The organism is Nocardioides plantarum, from assembly GCF_006346395.1.
In the GTDB taxonomy this organism is placed as follows: Bacteria; Actinomycetota; Actinomycetes; order Propionibacteriales; family Nocardioidaceae; genus Nocardioides; species Nocardioides plantarum.
This window is the reverse complement of sequence record NZ_VDMS01000005.1, coordinates 55,318-72,429: the sequence shown is the minus strand read 5'-3', so window position 1 is coordinate 72,429 and position 17,112 is coordinate 55,318. Positions and strand designations below refer to the sequence as shown.

Genomic DNA, 17,112 nt, shown 5'->3' with positions numbered 1-17,112 from the left:
CCGATGATCGGGGCGGGCCGGACTCACCGAGACCACCCCACCGGGCGTAACCGCTACCGGCCTAGACCAGGGGCCGAGGACGGCCCACGAAGCCCAGCACGTGCCCGGCGACGACCTCGGGTCGCTCGACGGTGAGGAAGTGCCCGGCCCCCTCCACGAGCACCGCCCGGTGCTCGCCGGTCAGCCGGGCCCGGGCGAGGGTGAGGAACCGCCGGTCGAGGCAGCCGTCGTCCGCCCCGTGGAGGTAGAGCGTCGGCACCAGCGGCGGCCCCTGCTGGAGGAACCGCGCCCCCCGGGGCCGGGCGGCCGCCCGGTAGTAGGAGACGACGGCACGCGCCCGCTCGACGTCGGGCACCGACTCGAGCAGGTGCGCCAGGTCGGTGCGGGCGTCGTACCCGGGCGACCAGTCGTGCCACAGGCGGCTCGCCAGCCGTGGGAAGAAGCGCTCGGACACACCGGGGACCTGGTTGGCGAGGATGTACCAGCTGTTGCGCGGCTGGCGCACGAGGCCGCCGACCCAGGGCTTCCACAGCTCGCGCGAGGGGTTCATCACCGACAGTGGGGGTACGGCGAGCGCGACGACCTTCGCGAACGGGCTGCCAGGCGAGCACCCCAGCCCATTGGCCGTGATCGCGCCCCAGTCGTGACCGACGAGCACGGACCGCTCGTCGCCGCCCAGGGCGGCGTGCAGCGCGACGGCGTCACCCATCAGCGCGCCGACGGTGTAGTCGCCGTCGGACGGCAGGCCCGACGGGCCGTAGCCCCGCAGGAACGGCGCCACGACCCGCCACCCGGCCTCGGCCAGCAGGGGGCCGAGGTGACGGAAGGTCCAGGCGGTGTCGGGGAAGCCGTGCAGCGCGAGCAGCAGCGGCCCGTCGTCGGGCCCCCACGTCAGCGCGTGGGCGTCGTGCGTCGCCAGGGGTACGACGAGCGAGCCGGGGCTCACGCGATCGGTGCCTCGGGGTTGACCTCGATCAGGTTGACGTGGACGCCGCGCGGGGCGTCGACGACGAACCGGATGGCGTCGGCCAGGGCCTGCGGCTTCATGAAGTGGGGGTGCCGCGCGAGGCCGAAGCGCTCCCAGGCCGTCAGCACCAGGGCCGCCTCGTCGACGTCCCAGTCGGTGCCCATCTCGCTCCACGTGGGGCCGGGTCGCACGATCGACGCGCGGACGCCGGTGCCCTCGAGCTCCATCTGCATCGCGTGGGCCATGCCCTCCAGGCCCCACTTGCCGGCGGCGTACGCCGACATGAAGGGCCGGGCGCGGACGGCGACGTCGGACGACACGAAGACCACGTCACCGCGGCGGCGCTCGACCATCGCGGGCACGAACGCGCGCACCAGGCGGTGGGCGCCGGTGATGGTGAGGTCGAGCTCGGCGGCGAACCGCTCGGAGTCGACCTCGTGGATCGTGCCCGGTGCCACGGCGCCGGCGTTGGACACGACGGTCTCGACGTCGCCCAGCGCGGCGACCACCTCGGCCGCGAAGGCCGTCACCGAGTCGGGGTCGGTGACGTCGAGCGGTGACACGACGACCTCGCCGCCGCTCTCGCGGATGGAGGCGGCGAGGTCGTCGAGCCTGTCGACCCGGCGGGCCCCCAGCGCCACCGGGTAGCCGGCCGCGGCGAGCGTCAGCGCGGTCGCCGCACCGATGCCCGAGGACGCGCCGGTGACGACCGTGGGCCGCCGGTCGGGGCGGTCGTACTTGCTCATGGGGTGCTCACCCGACGACTCACCCGACGACTCACTCGTGCCCGAGGAGGATCGTGGCGACGACGGAGTCGAGGCGCCGGTCGAGGTCGGCGTAGGTGATCACGCCCATGCCCGCCTGCAGCAGCGCTCCGGAGAACGCCAGGGTCAGCGCGTCGACCAGGGCCGGGGTGCTGGCCTCGCCGAGCGCGGCGTCGAAGCGGCGCACGAAGACGGCGCCGATGCGCACCCGCAGCTGGTCGACGTCGGGGTCGGAGCTGAGCAGGGCCGGCGTCGCCGCCGCCGCGAGCTGGGGGGCGGCGGCCAGCAGCTCGGACATCCGGCGGGTGACGCTCTGGACCCGTGCAGTGGGCGTGGCGCCGGACGGCTCGTGCCCCTCGTCGTCGGAGAGGTAGCCGAGGAAGAGCTCGGCGAACAGGTGGTTCTTGGAGGCCAGGTAGGTGTAGGCCGTCGCCGGGGAGACCCCCGCCCGGGCGGCCACCGTACGGATCGTCAGCGCCTCGTGCCCGACGGCGCGCAGCTCCTCGTCGCCGGCCCGGAGGAGCTTGGTCAGCGTCTCGGCCTGGCGGCTGCGCAGCCCCGACCGCGACGACTTGAACACCTGACTGGACATGTGTCCAGAATAGCATCCGGGCCGGTCGGCCGACAGCGAGGACCCGAGCGTACGTCGCGCGCCTAGGGTGGATCCATGGCCCCTGAGGACGAGACCCGGGACGAGACGCCGGTCGCGGTCACCGACCGCCCGGCCGAGCACCGCTTCGAGATCACGTACGGCGACCGGCTGGCCGGGTTCACCGTCTACGACGAGCGGCCCGAGGGCTGGGCGTTCGTCCACACCGAGATCGAGCCCGACCTCGAGGGCCACGGGCTCGCCTCGCGGCTGGTGCGGGCCGCGATGGACGCAATGGCCGAGCGCGGTACCGCCGTCCTGCCCGTCTGCCCCTACGTCCGGTCGTGGCTGATCAAGCACCCCGACCACCTCGGCGTGGTGCCGGCCGAGCAGCGCGCGGCGTTCGACCTGCCCACCGCCTGACCGGACCACACGGTGGTCGAGGAGGGCGTCCACGCCCGTCTCGAGACCACTCGACTCGAGCACCGTCGCCGACTCGACCCGGCGCTGCGGACGGGTGGTCTCGAGACGCTTGCTAGCGCAACCTCCTCGACCACCGGCGGTCGGCACTGGCGCAACCTCCTGACCACGGGTGGCTCAGGAGTAGGACCTCCCGCGCTCCTCGCGCGTCCACAGCACGCCGTTGCCGGCGGTCGGACCCTGGGCCGCGAGCTCGCGCTTGATCACCTTGTTGGTGGCGGTCGACGGCAGCGACGGCGCCACCCGGACGTAGCGGGGCCACGCCTTGGGCGACAGGTCGGGCTGGTCGGCGAGGAACTTCTCGAGCTCGACCGGGGTCAGCTCGGCGTCGTCGACGAGCACGATGGCGGCCATGACCTGGTCGCCCACGCGGCCGTCCGGGACGGCGTACACCGCGACCTGGGAGAGCACGGGCAGGCGCATCAGCACCCGCTCGATGGGCGCGGCGGCGAGGTTCTCGCCGTCGACGCGCATCCAGTCGGCGGTGCGGCCGGCGAGGTAGATGAAGCCGTCGGCGTCCTTGTAGGCCAGGTCGCCCGACCAGTACATGCCGTGACGCATCCGCTCGTCGTTGGCCTTGGCGTCGTTGTAGTAGCCCTGGAAGTAGCCGGCGCCGTTGACGTTGACGAGCTCGCCGATCGCCTCGTCGGCATTGACCAGAGCACCGCTCTCGTCGAAGACCGCGACGGGGCACTCCGTGATCGTCTCGCTGCTGTAGATGGCGACGCCGTCCATGCCGGTGCCGATCGACCCCGGGGGCGTGCCCTCCGAGCGGGTCACGATGACGGCCAGCTCGGTCGAGCCGAACCCGTCCATGACCGAGCAGCCGAAGCGCCGGGAGAAATCGGCGATGTCGCGGTCGCTGGCCTCGTTGCCGAAGGCCTGGCGCAGCGGGTTGTCGGCGTCGTCGGGCTGCTCGGGGGTGGCCAGCACGATCGCGAGCGGCTTGCCGACGTAGTTCATGTACGTCGCGCCGTAGCGCCGTACGTCGGCCAGGAACCCCGACGCCGAGAAGCGGGCCGGCACCATCGCCGCGGCGGCGCCGATCGCGACCGCCCACCCCGCGACGACGGCGTTGGAGTGGAAGAGCGGCATCGAGATGTAGCAGACGTCGTCGGCGGTCACCTGGAACCGCTCGACCAGGTTGAGACCCGAGAACAGCACCATCAGGTGGGCGACCTGCACCGCCTTCGGCTCCCCGCTGGTGCCCGAGGTGAAGATCATCATGAAGGTGTCCATCGCCTCGACCTCGCGGTGCGGGACGAGGTCGTCGACGCCCGTCGCGGACGCCGCCAGCAGCCCGGCCCACTCGGCCGAGCCGATGTCGACGACCCGGACGTCGCCCAGGTCGAGCCCGTCCACCAGGTCGCGGTGCTCGGCGTTGACCAGCAGCAGCTGGCAGTCCGAGCGGCGTACGTCGGCGACCAGGGCCGGTCCGCGGCGGGTGGTGTTGATGCCGCAGAGCACGTAGCCGCCCAGCGCAGCCCCGGCCATCGAGCGCAGCATCTCGGGCGAGTTGCCGAGCAGGACGCCGACGTGGAGCGGGCGTCCCGGGTCGGCGAGGCCGATCACGGCCGCGGCCTCGGTGGCCGCCTCGGTGAGGTGCTCGCGCCAGGTGAGCACCTCGTCCTCGTGGAGCACGGCGGGCCGGTCGGCGTGCTCGCCGGCGGCCAGGTCACGCAGGAGCTGCTGCACGTTGTCGGCCATCAGACCGACACCCCCGTCAGGCCGAGTCGGCCGGCGAGCCGGTCGAGGTAGGCCACGACCCCGTCGGCGGGCTTGTCGGGCACGCCCCAGATCAGGTCGGTCGCTCCGGCCGCGGCCCAGGACTCCAGGTCCTCCGGCGACGGCCGCGAGGCGATGAGCACGTGGATCTCGGGGTCGCCGGCGCGCCCGGCGTCCGTCCAGGCGGCGCGCAGGGCGTCGGCCTTGGCGCCGATGCCCTGCTCGACCGGGGTGGTCATCCAGCCGTCGGCCGTGCGGGCGATCCACGCGAACGTCTGGGGTCCGCCACCGGCGCCGATGACCAGCGGGATGTGGGGCTGGACGGGCTTGGGGTAGGCCCACGACCGGCCGAACGACACGAACTCGCCGTCGTAGGACGCCTCCTCCTCGGTCCACAGCGCGCGCATCGCCTCGACGTACTCGCGCAGGACCGTGCGGCGCCTGGCGGGCGGGACGTGGTGGTCCTCGAGCTCGTCGGTGTTCCAGCCGAAGCCGGCCCCGATGGTGACCCGGCCGCCGGAGAGGTGGTCGAGGGTCGCGATCTGCTTGGCCAGGGTGATCGGGTCGGACTCGACCGGCAGCGCGACGGCGGTCGACAGCCGGATCCGGGAGGTGACCGCCGCGGCGGTGGCCAGCGAGATCCACGGGTCGAGGGTGCGGGTGTAGCGGTCGTCGGGCAGTGTCTCGCCGCCGGTCGGGTGGGCGGCGTCGCGGCGCACCGGGATGTGGGTGTGCTCGGGCACGTAGATCGTGTCGAACCCCCGCTCCTCGGCCGCGACGGCGAGCCGGGCGGGGGTGATGCCGCGGTCGGACGAGAACAGGACGAGGCCGTTGCGCATGCCCGAATGAGAACAGGTTCTAGTTCTGTTCGTCCAGTACGACGTCCAGTACGACGCCCACCGGCTGCCCCGACCCGAGCGGGGGTCTCAGAGCCCGGGGCTGGGGGCGAAGCCGTGCTGCAGGCACCAGACGACGGCCTGCGAGCGACTGGTGACGCCGATCCGGCGGTAGGCGCTGCGGATGTAGGTCTTGACCGAGTTGATCGACAGGTAGCTCTGCTCGGCGATCTCCTGGTTGCTCAGGCCCTGGGTGATCAGGGTGAGCACGTCGATCTCGCGCGGGGTCAGCCCGACGTCCTGGCCGAGCCGGTGGCCGACCGCGAGGGCGTCTCCGGCGTCGAGCACGGCGCCGTCGTCGTCGACGGTCGTCGCGGTGAGGACCGCCCTCAGCAGCTGCTCGTCGTCGACGCCGAGCGAGAAGAAGCCGTCGGCGCCGCGGGCCAGGGCGCGCGAGGCGAGATCGGGGCGCAGGTCCTGCGAGACCACGAGCACGGCCGCCGAGGTCTCCTTGACGTAGTGCTCGAGGTCGGCGCCGTCACCGTCGTGCAGGCCGATCGCGTCGTAGAGGATCACGTCGGGATCGTCGGCACCGAAGCCGACGGACAGCTCGACCACCGCGACCTGGTCGGGGTGCTGCTCGAGCATCGCGGCCAGCCCGACGGCGACGACGTCGAGCGGACTGACGACCGCGACGCGCATCGGTGACTCGGACATGGACTCTTTCTAGTCCATGCCGCACGCCGACGACAGACGGCCACCCGATCGGGTGGTGCCGGTCTCAGCGCGGGCGGGATCGGGCGGATTGGGCGGGATCAGGCGGCGAGCATGCTCGGGAAGCCGTTCTGCACGCACCACACGACGGCCTGCGCGCGGCTCGTGACGCCGATCCGGCGGTAGGCGCTGCGGATGTAGGTCTTGACCGAGTTGATCGACAGGTAGCTCTGCTCGGCGATCTCCTGGTTGCTCAGGCCCTGGGTGATCTGGGAGAGCACGTCGACCTCGCGGGGGGTCAGCCCGGCGGAGGCGCCCAGCCGGCGCAGCGACCCGGGGCCGGTGGCCGGGCCGGAGGCGCCGGAGCGGGCGGCGCCGATCGCGGACAGGACGCTCTCGACGAGACCGTCGCGGTCCGTACCGAGGTCGATCGTCCCGTGGGCGCCGCGGGCCGAGGCCTCGCCGGCCAGGGCGGGCCGGAGACCGTTGCACACGGCCAGCACGAGCGAGGGCGTGGCGAGCAGGCGCTCGAGGTCGGCGCCACCGTCGACGAGTGCGTGGGCGTCGTACAGGACGACGTCGGGGTCGCTCGGGAGCGGGTGGTGCTCGTCGACGACGGCGACGGCGGGGTGGGCGGTGAGCATCGTGCGGAGTCCGGCGGCCACCGCGGGGAGCGGGCTGACCACGCGGACCGTGACGACGGCGACAGTGGCGGCGGGTCGGGGGGTGTCCATGTCATCGACCCTCCACCGCGGGCGCAGCCGCTATCCCACCCGCGAAGGTGGTGGATGCACTCGAAAGGGTGATTGTGGATCCGTCACCCGTGCGGATGGACGTCTGCATGGCCCCGACCAGCAGCATCGACACATGAGACTCCCCCGTTCCCGTGGCGCCCTGAGCTCGTGGCTCGTCGAGCTCCTCGGCGTCACGCCGGACGGTGCCGAGCTGCCTGCCGCCCCCACCTCCGACGGACGTGACGACGAGGCCATCGCCCTGTGGGTCCTGCACGAGCTCCACTACCGCGGCTTCGACGGCGTCGACGACCGGTGGGAGTGGCACCCCGGCACGATGACGGTGCGCAACGCGCTCGAGGCCGCGCTCGAGCTCCGGCTGCGGGAGCGGTACGCCGCCGCCCACGTCGCGCGCAGCGACGACCTGGTCGCCGACCTCCAGGCGCTGGTCGCCGCGGACACCGGTCCCTCGCTGGCCAAGCAGGTGCAGCAGCACCGCTCGCGCGACGAGACCACCACCCTGCTGCGCCAGCGCTCGGTCTACCACCTCAAGGAGGCCGACCCGACGAGCTGGGTCGTGCCGCGACTGAGCGCGCGTCCCAAGGCCGCACTGCTCGAGGTCCAGTTCGACGAGTACGGCAACGGCGACCCCGCCCGGCTCCACCACGCGCTCTTCGCGACCGGGCTGCGTGCCTCCGGCCTGTCCGCCGACTACGGCGCCTACATCGACGAGACCCTCACCGAGGTCCTGGAGCAGAACAACGCGCTCTCGATGTTCGGGCTCCAGCGGCGCCTGCGTGGCGCGGCCCTCGGCCACCTCGCGGCCTTCGAGGCGACCAGCTCGATCCCCTCGCGCCAGCTGGCGCAGGGCCTGCGCCGCCTGGGGTTCCCCGACGAGATGGCCGGCTACTACGACGAGCACGTCGAGGCCGACGCCGTGCACGAGCAGCTCGCGCTGCGCGACGTCTGCCTGGCCCTGGTCGAGGAGGAGCCCCACCTCGCCGACGACGTGATGTTCGGGGCGTGGGCCTGCCTCGACCTCGAGCACCACACGGCCGACGCCGTCCTCGGCCTCTGGGCCGCGGCGTGAGCGAGCCGGTCGTGCGGCGGGCCGACGGCGCCCCCGTCGAGGCGATGCTGTGCCCGGGCGGCCCGATGATCGTGCGCGGCGCCGTCGTGGTGCAGGGCGCGGACGGCACCGATCACGCCAGCCACCGTGGCGTGTCCGCGGTCTGCCGCTGCGGCAAGTCCGCGCTCGCCCCGTGGTGCGACGGCACCCACAAGCTGCTGCCGGGCGGCCGCTGACCCCGGTCGTGGCTCGCTCAGGCCCGCTGGAGCCGGAGCACCACCCCGCGTGACGTCGTACGCCGACCGCGGTCGCGCCAACCACCATCGGCCACCGCGGACCCGGCGACGAGGTCGGCCTGGTCGTCGGTGCCGACCTGGAGCAGCAGGTCGGCACCCGGGTCGGTGCACGCCGCGGCGGCCGCGACGCAGGCGTGCGCGACGTCGAGGCCGTGGGGTCCGCCGTCGATCGCGGTGGTCGGGTCGTCCGGGAAGCGCCCGATGTCGGCGCTCGGCACCCAGGGCGGGTCGGCCAGCACCAGCACGAACCGCTCCTCGGCGCGCACGGCCGTGGCCAGCGCGCCCTCGCGCACCTCGACCCGGTCGCCGAGCCCGGCGACCTCGGCGTTGTGCCGGGCGTAGGAGCAGGCCACGGGGTCGAGGTCGACGGCGACCAGGTGGCGGTCGGTGGCCGCGGCCACGAGCAGCCCGATGTGGCCGGCTCCGGTGCACAGCTCGAGCACGGGGCCGGCCGGCGCCGACCCCAGCAGCTCGACGGCCCACCGCGACTGCAGCGCGGTCCAGGGGCGCGGCTCGAGGACGCGGTCGTCGTACTCGACGTCGAGCCCGCCGATCCGGACCGAGCGGCGTTCGTGGACGGGCATGCGCCCAGCCTGTCCGCTCCCCCGGCCGTGCGGACCCTGCTCAGGGGTGACCCCCGCATGCTGCCGATACCCCCGTGGCGTCACTACAGTGCCTCCATGACGTCAGGGCCAGTGCGCATCGCGATCGTGAACGACTACGACATCGTGGTCGCGGGCACGGCGGCCGTGCTCGACGGGTTCGAGGACCGGGTCAAGGTCGTCGAGCTCGACAGCCGGATGCCGGTGGTCAGTGACGTCGACGTCGTCCTCTACGACTCGTTCGGCCAGGTCCAGGGCGACGCGATCGACCTCGATACCCTGATGCAGATCACCTCGGCCAAGCTGGTGATCTTCAGCTGGAACACCGACCCCAACCTGGTGTCCCGGGCGATCGAGGCCGGCGCGTCGGGCTACCTGCACAAGGGCCTCGACGGCGACGAGCTCGTCGGCGCGATCGAGGCCGTCCACTCCGGGCAGCGGGTGTTGCCCAGCGGTCAGGACGCCGACACGTTCGGGCGGTGGCCGGGCGACGAGTTCGGGCTGTCGGCGCGCGAGTCGGAGGTGCTGGCGCTGATCTGCCAGGGGCTGAGCAACCAGGACATCGCCGGACGGGCGTTCCTCGGCATCAACACCGTCAAGACCTACATCCGCACGGCGTACCGCAAGATCGGCGTCACCAGCCGTACCCAGGCCGTCCTCTGGGGGATGCAGCACGGGTTCGAGCCCGACCGGCGTCGGCTCATCGTCGACGGCTGATCTGGCTGGCGGCTGGCGGTGGGTGGGGCCGCCCGGTGGCATGAATCCCCGGGTACCCGGGGACTCCTGCACTCCGGGCCCGTTGCAACGCCCCAGAAGCGGATGGACTGCCCCCGGAGTCGGATCGCGGCCCCGGTGGCATGGATCCCCGGGTACCCGGGGATTCCTGCACTCCGGGCCCGTTGCAACACCCCAGAACCGGATGGGCCGCCCCCGGAGTCGATCAGCCGACTATCGAGCCCGTCTCGCGCAGGTACGCCGCGAGGGCGCCCGGCGTCTCGTGGACCGCGACCGCCCCGGCCTCGCGCAGCACCGCCTCGCTGAAGCCTCCGGTCAGCAGGCCCACGCACCGGATGCCGGCGTCGGCGGCGGCGCGCACGTCCCACACGGAGTCGCCGACCATCACCGCGGTGGCGGCGTCGACCGACTCGAGCGCGACCGAGACGAGGTCGCCGGCCGGCTTGCTCGTCTCGGCGTCGGAGCCGCTGATCACGTCGCTGAGGTGGTGCGCCCCGTCACCGAGCACGCCGAGCAGCCGCTGGGTCATGTCGGACTCGCTGGAGCTGGCGAGGACCGGCCGGACGCCGTGCTCGCGCAGCGCCTCGAGCAGGTCCACCGCCCCCTCGGTGGGCACGATGCGACCGAACAGCTCGTCGACGCGCTGCGGGTGGCGCGCGCGCAGCTCGTCGCCGACCGAGTGCTCGACGGCGTCGCCCGCCGCAGCGGCGACCAGCCGGTCGCCGCCCATGCCGATGAGCGGGTGCAGGCGGTGGGCCGGCACGTGCACGCCGACGTCGCGGAACGCCGCCTGCCAGGCCAGCACGTGGACGTAGACGGAGTCGACGAGGGTCCCGTCGAGGTCGAGCACCACGGTGTCGACGTCGGCGCGGCCGCTCACGGCGCCGCGGCCCGCAGCTTCTCCAGCAGGGGTCCGGCCGCCTCGTCGAGGAAGCGCTGCTGCAGCCGGTCGCCGACCTGCACCAGGGCGACGTCGGTGAACCCCGCCTCCCAGAACGCCGAGGCGGCCTCGACGATCGCGTCGAGGTCGGGCCCGCACGGGATCTGGTCGGCGACGTCGTCGGGCCGCACGAACTGCGAGGCACCGGCGAACCCGGCCGGCGTGGGCAGGTCGGCGTTGACCTTCCAGCCGCCGGCGAACCACCGGAACTGCTCGTGCGCCAGGGCCTTGGCCTCGTCGGCGTCGGGCCCCCAGCAGATCGGGATCTGGCCGACGGCGCGGCCCGGGCCGTCGCCGCCGATGCGCGGCGCGCCATCGACGGCGTTCCACGACTCGACCAGCGACCCGTCGGGCTCGACGGCCACGAGGTGGTCGGCGAGCGGGGCGAACCGCTCGATCGAGCGGTCGCCCGAGACCGCGACCGCGAGGTCGACGCCCTCGTCGGGCAGGTCCCAGATGCGCGCCGACTCGACGTCGAAGTGGACCCCGCGGTAGTCGACGAGCTCGCCGCCGTGGAGCGCCCGGATGATCTCGATCGCCTCGAGCAGCATCTCCTGCCGTACGCCGACCGCCGGCCAGCCCTGGCCGACCACGTGCTCGTTGAGGTTCTCGCCGCTGCCCAGGCCCAGGACGAAGCGGCCCTCGGCGAGGATCTGCAGGGTCGCGGCCTTCTGGGCGACGACGGCCGGGTGGTAGCGCAGGGTCGGGCAGGTCACGTAGGTCATCAGGTCGACCCGCTCGGTGGCCTGGGCCACCGCGCCCAGCACGGTCCACGCGTAGGGCGCGTGGCCCTGCTCGGTGAGCCAGGGCGAGAAGTGGTCGCTCGAGACCTCGAAGTCGAAGCCCACCCGCTCGGCGTCCTGGGCGTAGGACACCAGCTGGCGCGGTCCGCTCTGCTCGGTCATCAACGTGTAGCCGAAGCGTGTCGTCATGCCCCGACGCTGTCAGCGGCCACGCCCCGGCAGCACCACCCCTTGGCGTGAGCCCGTTTTTGCCACACGGCACGGCGACCTCTGAGAGGCTGAGACGTGACCTCCCCGCCCGACGACGCCTCTCGGCCCGCCCGGCCGGTCCGGGTGGCCGTCGTCAACGACTACGAGCTCGTCGTGGCCGGCATCGGGGCCGTGCTGGCGCCGTACGCCGACCGGGTGGTCGTCGTCGAGCTCGCCGCCGGGCTGTCGGTCCTCAGCGAGGTCGACGTGGTCCTCTACGACACCTATGCCCAGCGCCAGGGCGACGGCCTCCGGGCCGAGGACCTCGTGCCCGACGGGGTGCGCCTCGTGGTCTTCAGCTGGAACAGCGACGCCGCGGTGGTCGCCTCGTCGCTGGCCGCCGGCGCCTCGGGCTACGTGTCCAAGAGCGCGACCGCGATCGACCTGGTCGACGCCCTCGAGCGCGTCAGCTCCGGCGTCGTCGTCGCCCCGCCGGACCTGGCCGTCGTCGAGGGGGACGTCGTGCCCGCCGACCCCGACCACGGCCTCGACCAGGCGCAGGAGCTGGGCCGGTGGCCCGGCGACGAGCTCGGCCTGAGCTCGCGCGAGTCGGAGGTGCTGGCGCTGATCTGCCGTGGCATGAGCAACGAGGAGATCACCCAGCACGCGTTCATCGGCATCAACACCGTCAAGACCCACATCCGCACGCTCTACCGCAAGATCGGGGTGGCCCGCCGTACCCAGGCCGTGATGTGGGGCCTCGCGCACGGCTTCGCCCCCGACCGGGCCCGGCACGTCGAGCGGACCGACGCGCCGCGGGCCTGAGCGGCCGCTTGGCTGGACGCCGGTCAGTCGCCCGACCAGTCGCCAGTCAGTCGCCGGGTAGGTCGTCGGCGACCGCGGGGTCGTCCGCGAGGTTCTCCAGCGAGTCCTGCAGGCTCTCGGCGACGTAGTCGCCGAGCACGTCCATCGACGGCAGGTCGACGGGGTCGGGACCGACCCGTCGGGTGAAGCGGGCCGAGTAGGTCAGCTGGCTCCCCCCGGCGTCGGTCGGCTCCAGGGTGAAGGTGTCCACCACCTCCAGACCCGTGGCGTCGCCACGCAGCTGGAGGCAGCGGCCCTCGTCGTACTCGGTGACGACGTAGTCGACCTCGGTGCGATTCCCGCGGAACTTCGCGACGTTGTGGTAGGTCGTGCCGACCCCGCCGTCGCCGCTCGTGCGCTCGGTCGACAGCGTCGGGGGGTCCCACTCCTCGGTCGTGGTGAAGTCGACGAGGAACCTCCACACGGCGTCGGGCGGTAGGGCGACGGTGATCGTGCGCTCCACGACGGGCACGGTCGGAGCACCTCCAGCTGGGGAACGGATGATTACCTCGACCCTGTCTCGCACCGCTTGCGACAGCCGCACCCGCAAGGGTGGCCGACCCCTCAGGCGGCCCGCTCGCCGTCCGACGAGGTGGTCGACGAGGTGGTCGATGACCCGCTCGACGCGGCCGGCTCGAGCGCACCGCGGACGACGTCGAGCACGTCGCCCACCACGTGCACGGTCAGCGCGTCGAGCACCTCGGCCGGGACGTCGTCGAGGTCCGGCTCGTTGCGCAGCGGCACGAACACCTCGGTCAGCCCGGCCCGCTGGGCGGCGAGCAGCTTCTGCTTCAGGCCGCCGATCGGGAGCACCCGTCCGTTGAGCGTGACCTCGCCGGTCATCCCGACCTCGGCGCGCACGGGACGTCCGGTGGCCAGGGAGGTGAGGGCCGTGACCATGGTGATGCCGGCCGACGGACCGTCCTTGGGCGTCGCGCCGGCGGGCACGTGCACGTGCACGGCCTTGTCGAAGAACGCGGGGTCGATGCCCAGCTCGTCGGCGTGGGCGTGCACGAAGGTCAGCGCGATCCGGGCCGACTCCTTCATCACGTCGCCGAGCTGCCCGGTCAGGGTCAGCCCGCCCCCGTCGCCGTGCGTGTCGTGTGCGCTCGCCTCGATGAACAGCACGTCGCCGCCGAGGCCGGTCACGGCCAGGCCGGTCGCGACGCCGGGGACCGCCGTACGCTCCGCGGACTCGGGGGTGAAGCGGGGGCGGCCGACCAGGTCCTTGAGGTCGGCGACGTCGACGTCGACGCGCTCGGAGCCGGTGGCCAGGCGGGTCGCCGCCTTGCGCAGGGTCTTGGCCAGCAGCCGCTCGACCTGGCGCACTCCGGCCTCGCGGGTGAAGGTCGCCGCGAGCTCGCGCAGCGCCTCGTCGGTGATCGTGAACTCGTCGGCGGTCACCGCGGCCCGCTCGAGCTGGCGGGGCAGCAGGAAGTCGCGGGCGATCGCCACCTTGTCGTCCTCGGTGTAGCCGTCGATCGTGACGAGCTCCATCCGGTCGAGCAGCGCGGCCGGGATCTGCTCCACGACGTTGGCGGTCGCGATGAAGAGCACGTCGGACAGGTCCAGGTCGAGGTCGAGGTAGTGGTCGCGGAAGGTGTGGTTCTGCGCGGGGTCGAGCACCTCGAGCAGGGCCGCGGCCGGGTCGCCGCGGTAGTCGCTGCCGACCTTGTCGACCTCGTCGAGGAGCACGACGGGGTTCATCGAGCCGGACTCCTTGATCGCCCGGACGATCCGACCGGGGAGCGCGCCGACGTAGGTCCGGCGGTGGCCGCGGATCTCGGCCTCGTCGCGTACGCCGCCCAGCGCGACGCGCACGAAGCGGCGACCCAGGGCCCGCGCGACCGACTCGCCCAGCGAGGTCTTGCCGACCCCGGGAGGGCCGGCGAGGAGCACGACGGCGCCGGACCCGCGGCCGCCGACGACCTGCAGGCCGCGCTCGGCACGGCGCGCGCGCACGGCGAGGTGCTCGACGATCCGGTCCTTGACCTCGTCGAGGCCGTGGTGGTCGGCGTCGAGCACGGCGCGGGCGGCCTCGACGTCGGTGCTGTCGTCGGTGGTGGTGCCCCACGGCAGGTCGAGGACCGTGTCGAGCCAGGTGCGGATCCAGCCGGCCTCGGGGTTCTGCTCGCTGGAGCGCTCGAGCTTGTCGACCTCGGTCAGCGCCGCAGTGCGCACGGCCTCGGGCAGGCCGGGGTGGGCCTCGACGCGGCTGCGGTAGTCGTCGCTGCCGTCGGGCTCGCCCTCGCCGAGCTCCTTGCGGATGGCGGCGAGCTGCTGGCGCAGGAGGTACTCGCGCTGCTGCTTCTCCATGCCGTCGCGCACGTCCTCACCGATCTTGTCGGTGAGCTCGACCTCGGCGAGGTGCTCGCGGGTCCAGCCGATCAGGAGCTCGAGGCGCTCGGCGACGTCGGGGGTCTCGAGGACCTCGCGCTTGCGCTCGTCGGAGAGGTACGACGCCCAGCCCGCGGCATCGGCCAGCACCGACGGGTCGCTCATCCGCTGCACGGTGTCGACCACCTGCCACGCCTCGCGCCGCTGCAGCAGCGCGACGACGAGCCGCTTGTAGTCCTCGGCGAGCTCGCGCACGTGCTCCCGGGCCTCCTCGGCGACCGGTGCGTCGTCCTCGACCGTCTCGACGTCGACCCACAGGGCGGCGCCCGGGCCCGTCGTACCGCTGCCGATGCGGGCCCGCTGCCCGGCCCGCAGCACCGCGGCGGGGCTGCCGGAGCTGAGGCGCCCGGTGCGCTCGACCGTCGCCAGCACGCCGTACGACGCGTAGCGGTCGCCGAGGCGGGGCGCGACCAGCAGGGTCCCGTCGCTGCCCGCGTCGGCCGCGTCGATGGCGGCGCGCGAGGCGTCGTCGAGCTCGACGGGCACGACCATCCCGGGCAGGAGGACGAGGTCGGGGACGAACAGGATGGGGAGTGCCGTGTGGGTCATGTCGGCTCAACGGCGGGGCTCGTGGCCGCTGTTCCGCTGTTCTCCCTGGGCGAAATCACGCCACGGTGGTCGAGCCGGGCGAGCCCTGCGAGCCCGGAGTCGAGACCCCCGCAGGCGACGTACCCGACCGGGTCCGTTGCTGCGGGCGTCTCGACTCGCGGTGACTACGTCCCCGCGGCTCGACGACCGTCCGTGGTCAGCGGACCAGGACGGTCCGCGCCTTGGTGGCCGACCCGAACGACGCGCTGCCGGGGTAGCTCGCGGTGAGGGTCCAGCGGCCCTTGCCGACCTTGGGCACGGCGATGGAGAGCTTGCCGTACTTCAGGGTGCCCTTGACGGTGCGGGTGAGCGCGCCGGGACGGGTGATCCGCAGCGTGACGGTGCCGGCGGGCGCGGCGACGGCCTTCGGCCCGGTGACGACGACGGAGGCCTTGCCTGCCTTGGCCGGAGGTCCGGAGGTGGGCCGGGTGGTCACGGTCAGCGCGAGCGTGGGGCGGGCCTTGGTGACCTCGAGCGACCGGGTCGTCCGCGAGGGCAGGTGGTCGCCGTTGCCGGCGTAGGCCAGCGTCGCGACGTAGGAGCCGACCGCGAGACGCGCGGGCACGGTGAAGGTGGCGACCCCGTCGACGACGGGGCGGGTCTGGGACGCCCCGACGCCGGTGAGGGTGACCGACCCGGGCGCGTCGACGGCGGCCGTCAGCGTCGTGGCGGTGCCGTAGACGCGGGTGGTGGCACCCGTCGCCGTCGTGGTGGTCTCCTGCGGCACGAGGTCGGCGAAGTCGATGTCGAGCGGGGTCTCGGTGTCCTGGCTGGTGTTGCTGTGGCTGTGGGCCTGCCAGGTGTAGACCGAGTAGGTCCTCGTCGGGTCGAGCTTGTCGGTGGGTGCCGTCAGGGTGCTGCTCCACGAGCCGGTGGCCAGCGAGGCGGTCGGGCGGTAGTCGGCGGCCGCGAAGGCGTCCATGCCCTCCACGGTGGACACGTCCGGCAGCCCGCCGGAGGGGGCGATGCCGATGTAGACGCCGGCGTCACCGGGGTTGGTGACCCCGCGGAAGCCGGTGCCCGAGGCCGCGACCACGACCCCGCCGGACGGCGTGGCCGAGGTGATGGTCGCCGTGGTGGCGGGGACGACCGTGTCGACGGCGAAGCTGAACGACTCGGCGGTGCGGGTGGGGTTGTACGTCGTGCCGTTGGCCGGGTTGGTCGTCGCGTTGGTGACCGTCGTGGCGTAGCTCCAGGCCGGGACGGCCGGCGTGGCGGTCGCGTCGCCGGCCAGGAAGGTCGTGAACGCCGTGGTCCAGGTGCCGTCGAGGTCGGTCCAGGCGGCGGACGTCGGGGTGGTGACGCGGTCGGCCGCGGTGTTGCCGGCCAAGGTCACCAGGTCGACGCGGGTGGGTCCGCGGTCGGGGGCCTGCTGCGGGTCGTAGGTCAGGTCGCCCGGGGTGCCGGTGACCGAGGTGCCGTAGCTGACCAGGGCGCTGACCGTGCCGTTGCCGCTGGCGTCGAGGTCGGCCTGCAGGTCGGCCAGGCGCAGCCAGCCGCCGCCGGTCTTGGCGAAGTTGACCGCGGTGCCCGCGAAGGCGAGGTCGGCGCTCCCGTCGGGAGCGACCAGGCCGGAGCCCGTGCCCCAGGTGCTGAGCCGGGTGGTCTCGTCGAAGGTCGACGGGGCGGCGTACGCCGTGGGGAGGGGGTTGGGGCGGCCGGGGTTGGCCGAGGCGAGGTAGTCGGAGGTGCCCCACGTGGCGGTGCCGGCGGCGACCGAGCCGGTCGGGGCAGCCTGGGCGGGGGCGGGGCTCAGCGCCGGGACGGCGGCGGAGGCGAAGACGGTGGCGGCGGCCATGAGGGCGGCGGCGACCCGGAGTCGGGCGATGGACATGAGGGGAACCTAACATTGCTTAGGCTTACCTAAATAACTGGTCCAGACC

Annotated in this window: 18 protein-coding genes; 5 read left to right on the top strand and 13 right to left on the bottom strand. The window is 73.4% G+C overall.

Going from position 1 to position 17,112, the window contains the following annotated elements; translation table 11 throughout:
* Positions 1-61: 61 nt before the first annotated feature.
* Genes FJQ56_RS18940 through FJQ56_RS18930 form a run of 3 tightly spaced genes read right to left on the bottom strand, consistent with a single transcriptional unit; the run spans position 62 to position 2,323 of the window.
* Positions 62-946 (bottom strand): alpha/beta fold hydrolase, encoded by an 885-nt coding sequence (locus FJQ56_RS18940; protein ID WP_140011172.1) that lies wholly within the window; start codon positions 944-946, stop codon positions 62-64.
* Entirely contained in the window at positions 943-1,713 is a 771-nt protein-coding gene (locus FJQ56_RS18935; protein ID WP_140011171.1) for an SDR family oxidoreductase, read from the bottom strand. The genes FJQ56_RS18940 and FJQ56_RS18935 overlap by 4 nt, the downstream gene beginning before the upstream one ends.
* 31 nt (positions 1,714-1,744) lie before the next feature.
* On the bottom strand, positions 1,745-2,323 hold the full coding sequence (locus tag FJQ56_RS18930) for a TetR/AcrR family transcriptional regulator (RefSeq protein ID WP_140011170.1): 579 nt from the start codon (positions 2,321-2,323) through the stop codon (positions 1,745-1,747).
* 75 nt (positions 2,324-2,398) lie between these two features.
* On the opposite strand from FJQ56_RS18930, the gene FJQ56_RS18925 reads away from it, so the two are divergent.
* Positions 2,399-2,743, top strand: coding sequence for a GNAT family N-acetyltransferase (locus FJQ56_RS18925; protein ID WP_140011169.1), 345 nt, complete (start codon positions 2,399-2,401; stop codon positions 2,741-2,743).
* 174 nt (positions 2,744-2,917) lie between these two features.
* Here the strand turns inward: FJQ56_RS18925 and fadD1 are convergent, their stop codons facing one another.
* From fadD1 to FJQ56_RS18905, 4 genes are all read right to left on the bottom strand, one after another.
* The gene (gene fadD1, locus FJQ56_RS18920; protein ID WP_140011168.1) at positions 2,918-4,507 is read right to left on the bottom strand and encodes a fatty-acid--CoA ligase FadD1; all 1,590 of its coding nucleotides are present in this window, start codon (positions 4,505-4,507) and stop codon (positions 2,918-2,920) included.
* On the bottom strand, positions 4,507-5,364 hold the full coding sequence (locus FJQ56_RS18915) for an LLM class F420-dependent oxidoreductase (RefSeq protein WP_140011167.1): 858 nt from the start codon (positions 5,362-5,364) through the stop codon (positions 4,507-4,509). The genes fadD1 and FJQ56_RS18915 overlap by 1 nt, the downstream gene beginning before the upstream one ends.
* A gap of 87 nt (positions 5,365-5,451) precedes the next feature.
* Entirely contained in the window at positions 5,452-6,078 is a 627-nt protein-coding gene (locus FJQ56_RS18910; RefSeq protein ID WP_140011166.1) for a helix-turn-helix transcriptional regulator, read from the bottom strand.
* Between the two features lie 98 nt (positions 6,079-6,176).
* Positions 6,177-6,809: a helix-turn-helix transcriptional regulator gene (locus tag FJQ56_RS18905; protein WP_246084253.1), complete on the bottom strand. Its 633-nt coding sequence runs from the start codon at positions 6,807-6,809 to the stop codon at positions 6,177-6,179.
* 133 nt (positions 6,810-6,942) lie between these two features.
* Between FJQ56_RS18905 and FJQ56_RS18900 the strand changes: the two genes are divergently transcribed.
* Together FJQ56_RS18900 and FJQ56_RS18895 are read left to right on the top strand one after the other, a co-directional pair.
* Entirely contained in the window at positions 6,943-7,896 is a 954-nt protein-coding gene (locus FJQ56_RS18900) for an iron-containing redox enzyme family protein (RefSeq protein WP_140011165.1), read from the top strand.
* Entirely contained in the window at positions 7,893-8,111 is a 219-nt protein-coding gene (locus tag FJQ56_RS18895; protein ID WP_246084252.1) for a CDGSH iron-sulfur domain-containing protein, read from the top strand. The genes FJQ56_RS18900 and FJQ56_RS18895 overlap by 4 nt, the downstream gene beginning before the upstream one ends.
* Before the next feature lie 17 nt (positions 8,112-8,128).
* On the opposite strand, the gene FJQ56_RS18890 is transcribed toward FJQ56_RS18895, so the two are convergent.
* Positions 8,129-8,755 carry a methyltransferase domain-containing protein gene (locus FJQ56_RS18890; protein ID WP_140011164.1) on the bottom strand — a complete coding sequence of 209 codons (627 nt, stop codon included), beginning with the start codon at positions 8,753-8,755 and terminating at the stop codon, positions 8,129-8,131.
* A 96-nt stretch (positions 8,756-8,851) separates the two neighbouring features.
* On the opposite strand from FJQ56_RS18890, the gene FJQ56_RS18885 reads away from it, so the two are divergent.
* Complete coding sequence (locus tag FJQ56_RS18885) at positions 8,852-9,490, top strand: response regulator transcription factor (RefSeq protein ID WP_140011163.1); 639 nt, start codon at positions 8,852-8,854, stop codon at positions 9,488-9,490.
* Positions 9,491-9,713: 223 nt separating this feature from the next.
* On the opposite strand, the gene FJQ56_RS18880 is transcribed toward FJQ56_RS18885, so the two are convergent.
* The gene (locus FJQ56_RS18880; protein WP_211351224.1) at positions 9,714-10,388 is read right to left on the bottom strand and encodes an HAD family hydrolase; all 675 of its coding nucleotides are present in this window, start codon (positions 10,386-10,388) and stop codon (positions 9,714-9,716) included.
* Positions 10,385-11,380 carry an LLM class F420-dependent oxidoreductase gene (locus FJQ56_RS18875; RefSeq protein WP_140011162.1) on the bottom strand — a complete coding sequence of 332 codons (996 nt, stop codon included), beginning with the start codon at positions 11,378-11,380 and terminating at the stop codon, positions 10,385-10,387. Before FJQ56_RS18875 ends, FJQ56_RS18880 begins: the two co-directional genes overlap by 4 nt.
* Positions 11,381-11,476: 96 nt before the next feature.
* On the opposite strand from FJQ56_RS18875, the gene FJQ56_RS18870 reads away from it, so the two are divergent.
* Entirely contained in the window at positions 11,477-12,205 is a 729-nt protein-coding gene (locus tag FJQ56_RS18870) for a response regulator transcription factor (RefSeq protein WP_140011161.1), read from the top strand.
* Between the two features lie 46 nt (positions 12,206-12,251).
* Here the strand turns inward: FJQ56_RS18870 and FJQ56_RS18865 are convergent, their stop codons facing one another.
* The 3 genes from FJQ56_RS18865 to FJQ56_RS18855 all read right to left on the bottom strand — a co-directional run bounded on the left by FJQ56_RS18865 (position 12,252) and on the right by FJQ56_RS18855 (position 17,063).
* Positions 12,252-12,707 carry an SRPBCC family protein gene (locus FJQ56_RS18865; RefSeq protein ID WP_170215476.1) on the bottom strand — a complete coding sequence of 152 codons (456 nt, stop codon included), beginning with the start codon at positions 12,705-12,707 and terminating at the stop codon, positions 12,252-12,254.
* 101 nt (positions 12,708-12,808) lie between these two features.
* Entirely contained in the window at positions 12,809-15,190 is a 2,382-nt protein-coding gene (gene lon, locus FJQ56_RS18860; protein WP_140011160.1) for an endopeptidase La, read from the bottom strand.
* Positions 15,191-15,386: 196 nt separating this feature from the next.
* Positions 15,387-17,063, bottom strand: a complete 1,677-nt coding sequence (locus FJQ56_RS18855) for an Ig-like domain repeat protein (RefSeq protein ID WP_140011159.1) — start codon at positions 17,061-17,063, stop codon at positions 15,387-15,389.
* Positions 17,064-17,112 lie beyond the last annotated feature (49 nt).

Bases quoted from the DNA above. Each gene is read 5' to 3' on its own strand.
- FJQ56_RS18935 (WP_140011171.1), bottom strand. From the start codon at position 1,713: ATGAGCAAGTACGACCGCCCCGACCGGCGGCCCACGGTCGTCACCGGC.
- FJQ56_RS18930 (WP_140011170.1), bottom strand. From the start codon at position 2,323: ATGTCCAGTCAGGTGTTCAAGTCGTCGCGGTCGGGGCTGCGCAGCCGC.
- FJQ56_RS18925 (WP_140011169.1), top strand. From the start codon at position 2,399: ATGGCCCCTGAGGACGAGACCCGGGACGAGACGCCGGTCGCGGTCACC.
- fadD1 (WP_140011168.1), bottom strand. From the start codon at position 4,507: ATGGCCGACAACGTGCAGCAGCTCCTGCGTGACCTGGCCGCCGGCGAG.
- FJQ56_RS18915 (WP_140011167.1), bottom strand. From the start codon at position 5,364: ATGCGCAACGGCCTCGTCCTGTTCTCGTCCGACCGCGGCATCACCCCC.
- FJQ56_RS18910 (WP_140011166.1), bottom strand. From the start codon at position 6,078: ATGTCCGAGTCACCGATGCGCGTCGCGGTCGTCAGTCCGCTCGACGTC.
- FJQ56_RS18905 (WP_246084253.1), bottom strand. From the start codon at position 6,809: ATGGACACCCCCCGACCCGCCGCCACTGTCGCCGTCGTCACGGTCCGC.
- FJQ56_RS18900 (WP_140011165.1), top strand. From the start codon at position 6,943: ATGAGACTCCCCCGTTCCCGTGGCGCCCTGAGCTCGTGGCTCGTCGAG.
- FJQ56_RS18890 (WP_140011164.1), bottom strand. From the start codon at position 8,755: ATGCCCGTCCACGAACGCCGCTCGGTCCGGATCGGCGGGCTCGACGTC.
- FJQ56_RS18885 (WP_140011163.1), top strand. From the start codon at position 8,852: ATGACGTCAGGGCCAGTGCGCATCGCGATCGTGAACGACTACGACATC.
- FJQ56_RS18875 (WP_140011162.1), bottom strand. From the start codon at position 11,380: ATGACGACACGCTTCGGCTACACGTTGATGACCGAGCAGAGCGGACCG.
- lon (WP_140011160.1), bottom strand. From the start codon at position 15,190: ATGACCCACACGGCACTCCCCATCCTGTTCGTCCCCGACCTCGTCCTC.
- FJQ56_RS18855 (WP_140011159.1), bottom strand. From the start codon at position 17,063: ATGTCCATCGCCCGACTCCGGGTCGCCGCCGCCCTCATGGCCGCCGCC.